Raw genomic sequence first — 13,424 nt, 5'->3', positions numbered from 1 at the left:
CGCCACCCACCACCCCCTTCGGAAACGGACACCTCCATGCAGCCTGCCCTTCGGACGCCGAACGGCTACGGGACCCGGACCGAGCACGACCTGCTCGGCGAGCGGGACGTGCCGGCCGACGCGTACTACGGCATCCACACCCTGCGGGCGGTGGAGAACTTCCCGATCACCGGCACCCGGATCTCCGTCTACCCGGACCTGGTGACCGCGCTGGCCTGCGTCAAGCAGGCGGCGGCGATGGCCAACCGCGACCTCGCCCTGCTGGAGGACGGCAAGGCGGCGGCGATCGTGGCGGCCTGTGAAGAGGTCCGCGCCGGACGGCTGCACGACCAGTTCGTCGTCGACGTGATCCAGGGCGGAGCGGGCACGTCCACCAACATGAACGCCAACGAGGTGGTCGCCAACCGCGCCCTGGAGCTCCTCGGGCACGCCAAGGGCGAGTACGCGGTGATCCACCCGCTGGAGGACGTCAACGCGGGGCAGAGCACCAACGACGTGTACCCGACCGCGGTCAAGATCGCTCTCCACCTCGCGGCCCAGGGCCTGTTGGAGGCCATGGCCGAGCTGCGGGACGCCTTCACCGCCAAGGCCGCCGAGTTCGCCGACGTCCTGAAGATGGGGCGCACCCAGCTCCAGGACGCCGTGCCCATGACGCTCGGCCAGGAGTTCGCCGCGTTCGCGGTCATGCTGGAGGAGGACCGCGCCCGGCTGGCCGAAGCCTGTGCGCTGATCCGCGAGATCAACCTCGGCGGCACCGCCATCGGCACCGGCCTCAACGCGCACCCCGCCTACCCGGCCACCGCCTGCGCCCATCTCGGCGCCCTCACCGGCATGCCCCTGGAGCTCGCCGGCGACCTGGTCGAGGCGACCCAGGACGCCGGCGCGTTCGTCCAGCTGTCCGGTGTGCTCAAGCGGATCGCCGTCAAGCTCTCCAAGACCTGCAACGACCTGCGGCTGCTCTCCTCGGGCCCGCGCACGGGCCTCGGGGAGATCAACCTGCCCGCGGTGCAGGCGGGTTCGAGCATCATGCCGGGCAAGGTCAACCCGGTGATCCCCGAGGTGGTCAACCAGATCGCCTTCGAGGTCATCGGCAACGATCTGACGGTCACCTTCGCGGCGGAAGCGGGCCAGCTCCAGCTCAACGCCTTCGAACCGGTCATCGCCCACAGCCTGCTGAAGAGCCTCACCCACCTGCAGGCCGGCTGCCGGACCCTCGCCAAGCGCTGCGTCGTCGGGATCACCGCCAACCACGACCACCTCGCCCACCTGGTGGCGCACTCCATCGGCCTGGTCACCGCCCTCAACCCGCACATCGGCTACGAGAACGCCACCGGCATCGCGCAGGAGGCCCTGACCACCGGCGCCTCCGTCCGCGACCTGGTGCTCCGCAGGGGCCTGCTGACCCCGTCGGAACTCGGCGAGATCCTCAGCCCCGGCAACCTCGCCCGCCCCCACGTCAACTGACGGACCGTCAGCCTCGTGCCATCGTCGGCAGGATCCGCTTCCAGGCGAGTTCGCCGCCGGCGGCCTCCATCACCGACCAGGGGTTCCAGAAGTCACGGAAGTGGGCGATGCGGCCGTGCTCGTACCGCACCACCGACAGGTAGACCTGGTGGTACTGGCCCCCGGTGGCGATCAGGGTGCACTCGCCGGTGAAGCCCGCGACGACCAGGCCGTCCTCGGTGGCGGTGTAGAACTCCGGCTCGGAGAACTCGACCTTCAGCTGCTCACGGAACATCGTCATCTGGGCGAGCAGCGCCTCCCGGCCCTGCATCCGGGTGGGAAGGCCCCAGGCCGGGTACGGGAATTCGAGGACGCCGTCCTCGGTGAAGCCGTCGATCCACTCCTCGATCCTCCCTTCCGCCAGCTGCTCCAGGCCTTGCGTGAACAGGTCCTTCAGCTCCTGCGGCGTGGTCATGCGGTTCCTTCTCTCGGTGTCGTGGTGTCGGTCGTGCGGACGGCGGTCAGCGGGCGGGCGTGACGACGTCCCCGAGGATCCGGTCGATCGCCCGGTCGGGCAGCAGCCTGGCCAGCACGCGGCTGCCGATCGCATCCCGGCCGACGCCGTAGCGGGTCCTCGGCCGCTCGGCGACCAGTGCCCGGAAGACGACCCGGGCGACGTCGTCGGGAGTGGTGCGGCTGGTCCTGGCCAGGGTCTCGTTGGCTTCCATGAAGGGCGGGAAGGTGTCGCGGTAGAGCTCCCGGACCGGCCCGGGGGCACTCTCCAGCGCCCGGTCGCCCGCTTCGCGCATCTTGGACCAGAGCGGCGTCAGGACGGCGCCCGGCTGGACCACCGACACGGGGATCCGCTGCGGGGAGAGCTCGCGTCGCAGCGCGTCGCTGAGCGCCTCCTTGGCGAACTGGGCCGCGGCGTAGGCGCCGAGGTAGGGGATCGCGATGTTCCCGAGGCCCGAGGTCACGTTGACGATCCGCCCGGTGCCGGCCCGCAGCAGCGGCAGGAACCCCTGGATCACGATCAGCTGACCGGTGACGTTGGTGTCCAGCTGGCGGCGCATGAGCTCGCTCGGCACGCATTCCAGCGGAGCCGTGACGGCGATGCCCGCGTTGTTGACCAGGCCCCACAGCCCGGCCTCGTCGGCCGACTCGGTGACCTCGTACACGGCGGCCTGGACCGACTTCTCGTCCGTCACGTCGACGACCACCGGGGTCAGCCGTCCGGGCGCGGCCGCGTGCAGCCGTTCGCCGTCCTCGGGGCGGCGGACGCCGGCGAAGACGTGGAAGCCCACCCGCGACAGCTGGAGCGCACAGGCCTCGCCGAGGCCCGAGGAGGCTCCGGTGACGACCACGGCGCGGCCCGAGGGTGACACCGGACCCGACGACTTCGACACGTGCTTCCTCCGGGTTCAGGACATGGCGGCGAACGGTGAAGCGCCGGGTCCGTCCGTCCACGGCCGATCCCGGCCGGGTCCCACCGTAGAGGGCGCCGAGGGGATAGCCCGGGACGAACTCGCCCGGAACGCCCGTGTCCGGGTCCGGTCGGGCCGCAGCCGGCGAGCGGAGGGCATCGGAGCGACCAATGAGGTGAACGGCGCGACCGGTCGGGCTTGTCGGATTGTGCACCAACGACTGGCTCGCGATGGTTGCTTCCAGTGCCCCCTTTGTCCCCGAGGAGGAGACATGGCAACTGCGACACCGGACATCATCACCGCCAAGCTGGAGCGCACGTTCCAGACCATGGACGCCAACAACGACGGCTACGTGGACTGGTCGGACTACCAGAAGCTCGCCGACCGCTACATCCAGGCCTACAAGCTCGACAAGGCCGACCGCCGGGCCAGGGCGCTCCAGACCTTCTGCCAGATCTACTGGCTGGAGCTGCTGCGTCACGCCGGCGTGGACGCGGACCGGCTCACCAAGGACCAGTTCGTCACCGCCAACCGTCTCGCGGTCATCGACACCAGCCGGCTCAACGTGACCGAGGGCGGCGGGCACGCGATCTTCGACGTCATCGACGTCGACGGCGACAACGAGATCAGCAAGGACGAGTTCGCCCGCTTCCTGAGGGACGTGTGGAAGAGCGACGCGCCCGACGCGATGGACATGTTCGCCAAGCTGGACACCGACGGGGACGGCGCCATCTCGCGCCACGAGTTCATCCGCGCGGTGCGCGAGCACTTCCTCTCGAACGACCCGGACGCGCCGGGCAGCCTGTTCTTCGGGCACGTCTGAGCGGATCCGCGCGAGGAGGGCACGGCTGCTGCTCCACGGGGCACCAGCCGGCGCGGATGACGGCGGAGTGCGGTGAGGGTGCCTGACCCGTCGTGACGATCGCGACCGGGGAACCGGCACTCCCCGACGCTCCTCCCCCGTGGGCCCGTGCGCCTCGCATCCGCTCCGCCCCGGCCCCCGGCCGCGACCCACCCGCCCGTCGGTTACGGCACGTCCGTTCCGGCGGGCGGGTGACGTTCGTGCCCCGATGCGGTGAAGCCCGGTCCGCCCGTTTCGACCTGTTCAGGTCCTTTGTCACCATCGACACAGCTTCCGCCCCGCCCGTCGCCGTACCCCACGGCGACGGGCAGCCCAGCCCTGCGGATCCCGGCAGGCGGGCTCGACGAACCGTGAAAGGCCATCTGATGCTGACGCAGCACCCCCACACGTCCGGCGAAGTGGGGACCTTCTACAACCGTCACACGGACGTGTACGACAGTGCGCTCGGCGGCAACATCCACGTCGGCTACTGGGACGACGAGTCGGACGGCAGCCCCATGCGGGCCGCGACCGACCGGCTGACGGACCTCGTCGCCGAACGCGTCGCCCCGACCGAGGGACAACACCTGATCGACGTGGGGTGCGGCCACGGGAGCACGGCGGCCCGCATCATCGCCCACCACGCCGTGCGGATCACCGGTGTCAGCGTCAGCGACTACCAGGTCGAGGTGGCCAACGGCCGCCCGCAGCCCGCGGACCTTCCCGGCCGTGCCACGTTCCGGCTGGCCGACGCCATGGAACTCCCCTTCCCGGACGAGTCCTTCGACGGCGCCTACGCCATCGAGTCCCTGATGCACATGAAGGACAAGGAAGCGGCCCTCGGCCACATCGCACGGGTCCTGCGCCCCGGCGCGCGGCTGGTCATCGCCGAGCACCACCTCGACGGCGAACTCGACCGCCCGGACGCCGCCCGCATGGCCGAGGCCCACGGGTTCTTCAAGTTCTCGCTGACCACCGACCTGTACCGGCAGCTGCTGGGAGAAGCCGGGCTGAGGGTGGTGGACCACACGGACATCACCGAGAACGTCCGGCGCTCCTACGACAGCATGACCAACGCCTGGCGGGACGCCGCCCACGGCGAGACCGACGGCGAGACGGCGCGCGAGTGGCAGACGGCGGCCGACCTGGGCGGGTGGTTCTTCGCGGTGCCCCAGCTGCGCTACGGACTCCTGACCGCCGTTCGCCCCTGAGTCCCGACTAGTCGCCGCGAGGTCGTGAGCCATGTCCTCCCCGCCCGCCCGGAACCACTGTCCGTACCTGCTGGACGGCAGCGCAGCGGACGTCCACGGTGAAGCCGCGGCGCTTCGTGCGCTGGGGCCGGCAGCCCGGGTGGAGCTGCCCGGCGGTGTGCCGGCGTGGTCGGTGACCGACCCGGGGCTCGTCCGGCGGTTGCTGGTCCACCCCAGGGTGTCCAAGGACGCGCACCAGCACTGGCCGGCCTTCCTCGACGGCGACCTGCCGGCCGGCTGGCCGCTGCGCATCTGGGTGGACATCCGAACGGTCCAGACCGCCTACGGGCGCGACCACACCCGGCTGCGGCGTCTCCTGGTTCCCGCGTTCGCCGCTCGCCGGGTGCGGTCCCTCGCACCGCGGATCGAGGAGATCACCGCCGCTCTGCTGGACGACCTCGCGGGGGCGGCCGCCGCCGCCCCCGACGGAGTCGTGGACCTGCGGACGCTCTTCGCCTCGCGGCTGCCGTGGCTGACGGTCACCGCGCTGGTGGGTCTGCCGGAGGCCATGCTCGACGGCTTCCAGGCCGTCAACGACACCGTCTTCACCACGAACCTGACCGCGGAGCAGGCGGCCGCCACCGCCGCCGAGGCCGCGGGTCTTCTCGGGGATCTGCTCGCGCTCAAGGCCGACGACCCCGGCGACGACGTCGCCAGCGTCCTCGTCGCCGCCCACCGCGAGGGACTGCTCGACGAACGTGAGCTGGCCGACAGCATCTGGATGGTGCTCGGCGCCGGCTACGGGACCACGGCGAGCCTGCTGGGCCACGCCGTGGTCAACCTGCTCACCCACCCGGAGCAGCTCGGGCCGGCCGTCTCGGGCCGGGTCGGCTGGGACCAGGTCGTCGAGGAGACCCTGCGCCACCAGGCGCCGGTGGCCAGTTTCATGATGCGCTTCCCCACCGAGGACCTGTACGACGAGGCCACCGGGCTGACCTTCTCCCGGGGTGAGGCCATCGTCATCAACTACGCCGCGGTCGGCCGTGATCCCGGGGTGCACGGCGCCGACGCCGACCACTTCGACGTCACCCGCGCCACCGCCCGCGAGCACCTGGCCTTCAGCCACGGCCCCAACTACTGCCTGGGCGCCGAACTCGCCCGCCTCGAAGCGCGCACCGCGCTGCCCGCGCTCTTCTCCCGGTTCCCCGCCCTCGAACTCGCGGTCGGAGCAGGCACTCTGGCTCCGCTGCCCTCCCTCATCTTCAACGGGCATCAGGAGATCCCGGTGCGGATCGAAGGAGGAGATCCCCACGAAGGAAATCCCCCCAGGTGAGCATGAACCAGCAGACCTCGCACCGGTTGACGGCGTACCAGCAGGACGTGTGGGCGGTCGGCTCCCGGGCGCCGGAGTCACCGCAGTTCAACTGCGTCCTCCACGAACGCCTGCACGGCAGTGTCGACCGTGACAGGCTCGCCGCCTGCGCGGAGCGGGCCCTGCACCGCCACGAGACGTTCCGGCTGAGGTTCGCCGACAGCTCCGGCGTTCCCTTCCAACGGGTGGCGCAGGAGCGTGTCCCGGTCACCGTGGTCGATCTCTCGGGTGAACCCGAGCCGGGTGCCGCCTGTGCCGCGTGGATGCGCAGGTCGATGGCCGGCGCCCTGCCGCTCACCGGCGGCGCCCTGGTCGAAGCCGCTCTTCTCCTGGAGGGCCCGGACGTCACGCACCTGCACGTCAAGGCCCATCACATCGTCGCCGACGGCTGGACCCTCGACCGGCTCGGCCACGAGATCCTTCAGGACTACGGGCAGGTGCCGCACGGCGGTGCGCGGCAGAGCAGCCGTACGGCGTCCTCCTGCCTGGCCGTCGTCGAGGCGGACGCCGTCTATCGCGCCGGTGCGGACGGCGACCGTGACCGCGCCTTCTACCGGGAGTACCTCGACGGCGTGACACCCGCGCTCTTCACGCGGGCGAGGGGCGACGGCCCGCACGGCCGGGGCCGGCACTCGTTCGTGATCGACGGCGCCCTCGTCGGGCGGGTCCGCGCGGCCGGGTTCTGGCCGTTCACGTACGTCGCGGCCATGGTCGGGACGTACCTGGCGCGCCTGCACCGCACCGAGGAGGTGGTCATCGGCGTCCCCTTCCTCAACCGTACGACGGGGCATCACCGCAACGTCCTCGGCCAGTTCGCCAACACCCTGCCGCTGCGGGTCGCGGCGCCCGGCAGCCGTACGGTCGGGGACCTGCTCGCCGAGGTCCAGGACGCGACCCGTGTGCTCCGGCGGCACGAGCGGCTCTCGCTCGGTGACATCCTGCGCGAAGTGCCCGCGGCGGCCCGGGGTCCGCGGCAGCTCTTCGACGTGACGCTCTCCGCCGTGAACTGGTCCCGGCGGGACCGGGTCCCCGGAATCGTGCGGCGGACGGCCCTGATGGCGCCCTCCCACGACCAGGACGCGCTGGGCATCCTGGTGTCGGCCTTCGACGACACGGCCGACCTCCGCATCGACCTCGACCACGCCTGCGACGTCTTCGACGAGGACCTTCCCGTCGCCTCGGTCGCGGGCCACCTGTCGACGCTCCTGGAACACGGCCTGGAGGCGCTGGACCGGCCGCTCGCCGAGGTGCCCATGCTGTCGCCGGCCGAGTACCGGGACCTCACCGCCGGGCGCGCCCGCGGCCGGCGGGTGCCCCGTGCGGAACGGGCCACCGTGCACGGGCTGTTCGAGGCCCAGGCCGCCCGGCTGCCGGACCGGACCGCGGTCGTCGCGGCGTCCGGGGAGACGCTGACCTACTCCGAACTCGACACACTGGCCAACCGCGTCGCGCGGTCCCTGCGCGCCGGGGGAGTCGGCCCGGAGGACCGGGTCGCGGTGATGACGGAGCGCGGGCCGCACCTGCTGGTCGCGCTCCTCGGCGTCCTGAAGTCGGGCGGCGCCTACGTACCGGTGGACCCCGGCTACCCGGCCGACCGGGTGGACCTCCTGTTGCGCGACAGCCGCGCCGCGATGGTGATCGTCGACGACGAGGCGCCCGACGGCCTGCCCGGGGACACGGTGGTGCGACGCGTCAAGGACCTGCTGGACGGCGGCGCGGACCCGGTCGAGCCGGTCGCCACCGCCGACGACCTCGCCTACGTCATCTACACCTCCGGCTCGACCGGCCGGCCCAAGGGCGTCATGGTCGAGCACCACAGCGTGGTCAACCGCCTGGCGTGGATGCAGCGCCGCTACCCGCTCGGGCGCCAGGACGTCCTCCTGCAGAAGACACCGGCCTCCTTCGACGTCTCGGTGTGGGAGCTGTTCTGGTGGGCCGCCGAGGGCGCGGCCGTGGCCCTGCTGCCGCCCGGTGGCCAGAAGGACCCGCGTGAGATCGTCCGGGCGATCCGTGAACACCGGGTCACCGCCGTGCACTTCGTGCCCTCGATGCTCGGCCCGTTCCTCGACCTGCTGGAGGAGTCGGCGGCTTCACGGGAGGACGTCCGGACCCTGCGGTACGTCTTCTGCAGCGGTGAGGCGCTGCCCGGCGCCCGGGTCGAGCAGTTCAACCGGGTGGCCGCCCGGCGGCGCCGCGAGGACGCCGGCGAGTGGCCCGTCCGCCTGGTGAACCTGTACGGCCCGACCGAGGCCACGGTCGACGTCGCGTCCTACGACTGTCCCGACGACCCCACCCGCGGCATCACGCGGGTGCCCATCGGCCGTCCGATCGACAACACCGCCCTGTACGTGCTGGGCGCCGACGACCTGCCGCAACCGGTCGGAGCCGCGGGTGAGCTGTGCATCGGCGGAGCCGGAGTCGCCCGCGGGTACCTCGACCGCCCGGAGCTGACCGCCGAACGCTTCGGCGAGGACCCGTTCGTGCCCGGTGGCCGCCTCTACCGCAGCGGCGACCAGGCCAGGTGGCTCGCGGACGGCACCCTGGAGTACCTCGGACGGATCGACGACCAGGTCAAGATCCGGGGCCACCGGGTCGAGCCCGACGAAGTCGCGGCCGCGCTGCGCGCCGTCCCCGGCGTACGGGACGCCGTCGTGGTGGGCCGCACCACCGCCGACCGGGGAACCGTCCTGGCCGGCTACTACGTCGCCGGGTCCCCGATCGAGCCGGGGGTGCTGCGCGAACGGCTCGGCCGGACGCTGCCGTCGTTCATGGTCCCGGCGTCCTTCACCCGGATCGACGGCATTCCGCTCACTCCCAGCGGCAAGGCCGACCGCACCGCGCTGCCCCCGCCGCACGACCTCGCGGAACCCACCGCGGGCGGGCAGCCGCGCAACCGCACCGAGACGGTCCTGGCCGAGGTCTGGGCCGCAGTCCTGGGCCATCGGGCCGTGGGGATCCACGACGACTACTCCGCCCTCGGCGGCGACTCGATCCTGATGCTCAAGGTGCGCGCCGAAGCGGAGGCCCGGGGCCTGCGCTTCTCGCTCACCGACCTGCTCCGCAACCCGACGGTGGCCGGCCTCGCCCCGCACGTCGAGCACTGCGACGCAGGCGAAGCCGAGGCTCTCCCGGCTCCGTTCGCCCTGGTGGCCGACATCGACCGGGCCCGCCTGCGCGACGCCGAGGACGCCCATCCACTGACCCGGCTCCAGCTCGGCCTGCTGTACCACAGCCGCCGCCGCGAGGCCTCGGCCAGGTACCGCGACGTGTTCCGGTACACCCTCGAAATGCCGTGGAACGAGGTGGAGTTCCGCCGCTCGTTCGACCGGCTGACGCGACGGCACCCGGCGCTGCGCTCGGCCTTCGACCTGTCCGGCGCCGAACCGCTGCAGGTCGTCCACCCCCGGGTGCACGGCGGTCTGGAGATCGCCGACCTGCGCCCGCTCGACACCGCGGCAGCCGAGGCCCAGGTGTGCGCGCACGTGGAGGAGAGGCGCCGCCATCCCTACGCCTTCGACCGGGCGCCGCTCTACCTGTTCCGCGCCCACGTGCGCGCGGCCGCCGTCGACCTGGTCCTCAGCTTCCACCACGCGCTCCTCGACGGCGGCAGCGTCGCCACGCTGGTCCGGGAACTGCTCCAGGACTACGCCCACGGTCTGGGCCTGGGAACCGCCCCCGTCGACGACGCGGTGCTTCCGTCGCCGGCGGCCCACGTACGGCTGGAGCAGGCCGCCCTGCGCTCGGAGGAGGCACGGCGCTACTGGCGGACGAAGCTGACCGGCTGCGGCCCCCTGCCGATCGAGGCGTTCGCGCCCCACCTGCCCGGCCCCGTCCGGCAGCCGGCCTCGCGGCGGGTCGACCTGCCCGACGCCCTCGTCGAGCGGGTGCGGCACTTCGCGACGGAACACGCCCTGCCCCTGAAGTCCGTACTCTTCGCGGCGCACGGCCTGACGCTCGCCGTGCTCGCCGGCACCCGGGAGGTGACCACCGGCCTGATCACCCACGGCCGGCCCGAACTGGCCGGTGCCGAGCGGATCGCCGGACTGTTCCTGAACACCGTGCCGGTCCGCCTGGACACCGCACTGGACAGCTGGCTGCACGTGGCGCGCGAGGGCTTCCGCCAGGAGCAGGAAGGCCACCCCCACCGCCACTACCCGCTGAGCGCCATCCAGGAGGACCACGGCGGGCCCGTCCTGGACACCGCCTTCAACTACGTGCACTTCCACCAGCTCTCCCACGTCCTCGGCCTGCCCGGTCTACGGCTCAGGGAGTTCCGCAGCTGGGAGGAGAACGACTTCCGGTTCCTGGTGAACGCCGTCACCGAACCGGACGGCGCACGGATGTGGCTGCGGATCGACTGCGACGGCACGACGTTCTCCGCCGAGCAGGGAGACCTCTTCGCGGCCGGGTACCTCAGGATCCTGCGGCGCATGGTGGAACGGCCGTACGAGGAACCGGACTTCGCCTTCCTCGCCCCCCGGCCCGCCCAGGCCTCCCCCGCCGATCACCCCACCGTCGTGGCGCGCTTCGCCGACCAGGCCGCACGCACCCCGGACGCGACCGCCCTGGTGATGGGCGACGAGCGGTGGAGCTACGCCCGGCTGGCCGAGGCCGCCGGGAACGTGGCCGGGCGACTGAGCGCCCTGGGCGCCCCGGCGAACGCCCGGATCGGGATCGCCATGAACCGCTCCCCGCTGACCATGGCCGTGCTCCTGGGAGTCCTGCGGGCCGACTGCGCGGTCGTCCCCCTGGACGTCGGCTACCCGGCTCCACGACTGGCCGCGATGCTGGAACGGTCCAGGCCCTTCCGGGTGGTGGCCGAGTCCGCGTACGCGCACCTCGTCGGTGATCCCGCCCTCCTGCTGCCCGCCGAGTCGGTGGCCGAACCGACGCCGGAGCGCCCGGCCCAGGGCGGAATTGACGCCGGGAGCACCGCATACGTCCTGTTCACCTCCGGCTCCACCGGGACGCCCAAGGGCGTCGCCATGCCGCACCGCACCCTGGCCGGCCTGGTGGCCTGGCAGACCGGAGCGCCCGGAGGGGCCGCGGGCGCGACGACGCTGCAGTTCGCACCGTTGAGCTTCGACGTCTCCTTCCAGGAGATCTTCTCCACGCTCTGCTCCGGCGGCACCCTCTGCCTGGCCCGCGACGCCGAGCGGCGCGACATGCCCGCCCTGCTGCGGCTGCTCGACCGCGAGCGGGTCGAGCAGGTCTTCCTCCCACCCGTGGCCCTCCAGCAACTGGCCGAAGCCGCCGGGACCCTGGGCATCGTCCCGCGGGCCCTGCGGCGCCTGATCATCTGCGGCGAGCAACTGCGCGTCACCCAGGAGATCCGCGAGCTGTGCGCCCGGCTCCCCGGAGCCGTCCTGGAGAACCAGTACGGTCCGACCGAGACACACGTGGTCACCGCGTTCACCATGGCCGGGGACCCGGAGGACTTCCCCGCACTGCCCCCGATCGGCCGCGCCATCGACGGGGCCGAGGTACACGTCCTGGACGAGCGGCTGCGCCCGGTCCCGGTCGGGGTGCGCGGCGGCATCCACCTCGGCGGCGGCTGCCTGGCCGACGGCTACGAGGGCCGCCCGGACCTGACCGGGGAACGGTTCCTCCCGCATCCCTTCGCGGACGGGGGCCACCGGCTGTACTGCACGGGCGACCTGGGCATGGTGCTCCCCGACGGAAACGTCGTCTTCCTGGGGCGCGACGACGCCCAGGTCAAGGTGCGCGGCTTCCGCGTGGAGCCGGCCGAGGTGGAACTGGCCGTCACCGCCCTGGCGGAGCAGTACCCCGGCCTGCGGGACGCCGCGGTGGTGGCCCGTTGGCGCGAGGACGGCGAGACCTTCCTCGCCGCCTTCCTCCTCGGCGAGGGCACGGACGGGGACCTGGCCGGCGTCCGCGAGCGGCTGTGCGCGACCCTGCCCGACTACATGGTCCCCGCACACCTGCAATGGCTTCCCGCGTGGCCGCTGACCCCGAGCGGCAAACGCGACGACGCCGCACTGCGCCGCGCCCGGCTGACCACCCCCGGCCGGACCCCCACCGTCGGTCCGCGCGACGCGTACGAACAGGTGCTGACCGAGATGATGGCGGACGTCCTGTCCGCGGACGCGGTGGGGGTGCACGACAGTCTCTTCCACCTCGGCGGCACCTCCCTGGCCGCGATGCGGCTGGTGGTCAGGATCGAACAGCGCTACCGGGTCCACATCCCCCTGGCGGAGTTCATCGCGACACCCACCCCCGCCGGGCTCGCGGCGCGGCTGCGCGAAGGCGGGGCGGCAGCCGCCTTCGACCCCCTGGTGCCGATCCGCCCGCACGGCACCCGCCGGCCGCTGTTCATGGTGCACCCGATGGGTGGCAACGTGCTGTGCTACGTCGGCTTCGCCCGGCACCTCCCGGACGACCAGCCGCTGTACGCGCTCCAGGCCGCCGGTGCGGAGCCCGGCACCACGGCGCTGCGCAGCGTCGAGGACCTCGCGGACAGCTACCTCGCCGCGCTGCGCAGGGTGCAGCCGCACGGCCCGTACGCCGTCGGCGGGTGGTCCTTCGGCGGCTTCGTCGCCTTCGAGATCACCCGTCGGCTGCGGGCGGCGGGTGAGCAGGTGACCCTGCTGGTCCTCGACACCACGGCCCTGGACGAGGGACCGCGGGCCCGGTACGACGACGACGCCCTGCTGGAGTGGTTCCTCCACGAGCTGCTCTGGCCGAGGGGCGGCGCCGCGTCACCCGCACGCCTCATCCCGGAGGAACTCGGGTCACGGCAGGAGAAGTTCGCGTTCGTGGCCCGCCTCGCGAGCGAACGGGGCATCCTGCCGACCGGCAGCTCCGGGGCCGTCATCCGCCGCCTGTTCGACGTCTACCGGGGGAACTGGCAGGCGACGTTGGCCTACCGGCCCCCGCGCGAGGACCAGGACCTCACACTGATCCGGGCCGAGGAGCCGCTGCCCGCCGTCCTGTCCGCCATGCACCGGGCGGCCGGAACCCGTCACCAGGACCCCTGCAACGGCTGGAGCGGCATGACCGGCGGCCGGATCCACATCGTCCGCGTCCCCGGCGACCACTTGACGATCATGGAGGAGCCGTACGTGACACAGGTGGCCGCGACTGTCGCGGATCTCGTCAGGACCGATGTCGCCCCAGCCGCCCGGGAGCACTGA

The 13,424-nt window shown here is 72.5% G+C and carries 7 protein-coding genes; 5 read left to right on the top strand and 2 right to left on the bottom strand.

Annotated features, from left to right (window positions below; all coding sequences use genetic code 11):
* Positions 1–36 precede the first annotated feature (36 nt).
* Positions 37–1,464 (top strand): aspartate ammonia-lyase, encoded by a 1,428-nt coding sequence (aspA, locus tag AB0D10_RS26950; protein ID WP_360261119.1) that lies wholly within the window; start codon positions 37–39, stop codon positions 1,462–1,464.
* Between the two features lie 7 nt (positions 1,465–1,471).
* Here aspA and AB0D10_RS26945 read toward each other — a convergent pair whose 3' ends face one another.
* Positions 1,472–1,918, bottom strand: a complete 447-nt coding sequence (locus tag AB0D10_RS26945) for a nuclear transport factor 2 family protein (protein ID WP_360261116.1) — start codon at positions 1,916–1,918, stop codon at positions 1,472–1,474.
* Between the two features lie 46 nt (positions 1,919–1,964).
* Entirely contained in the window at positions 1,965–2,849 is an 885-nt protein-coding gene (locus AB0D10_RS26940; protein WP_360261113.1) for an SDR family oxidoreductase, read from the bottom strand.
* 289 nt (positions 2,850–3,138) lie between these two features.
* Between AB0D10_RS26940 and AB0D10_RS26935 the strand changes: the two genes are divergently transcribed.
* The 4 genes from AB0D10_RS26935 (at position 3,139) to AB0D10_RS26920 (ending at position 13,424) form a co-directional block, all read left to right on the top strand.
* Positions 3,139–3,690 carry an EF-hand domain-containing protein gene (locus AB0D10_RS26935; protein ID WP_360261110.1) on the top strand — a complete coding sequence of 184 codons (552 nt, stop codon included), beginning with the start codon at positions 3,139–3,141 and terminating at the stop codon, positions 3,688–3,690.
* Positions 3,691–4,094: 404 nt separating this feature from the next.
* Entirely contained in the window at positions 4,095–4,919 is an 825-nt protein-coding gene (locus AB0D10_RS26930) for a methyltransferase domain-containing protein (RefSeq protein ID WP_360261107.1), read from the top strand.
* A gap of 31 nt (positions 4,920–4,950) precedes the next feature.
* Complete coding sequence (locus AB0D10_RS26925) at positions 4,951–6,231, top strand: cytochrome P450 (RefSeq protein WP_360261104.1); 1,281 nt, start codon at positions 4,951–4,953, stop codon at positions 6,229–6,231.
* 2 nt (positions 6,232–6,233) lie between these two features.
* A complete protein-coding gene (locus tag AB0D10_RS26920; protein ID WP_360261261.1) occupies positions 6,234–13,424 on the top strand; it encodes an amino acid adenylation domain-containing protein in 7,191 nt (2,396 codons plus the stop codon).

It is taken from the genome of Kitasatospora sp. NPDC048545 (assembly GCF_040651155.1).
In the GTDB taxonomy this organism is placed as follows: Bacteria; Actinomycetota; Actinomycetes; order Streptomycetales; family Streptomycetaceae; genus Kitasatospora.
The sequence above is the reverse complement of the archived record's forward strand: the minus strand, read 5'-3'. Positions and strand labels throughout refer to the sequence as shown.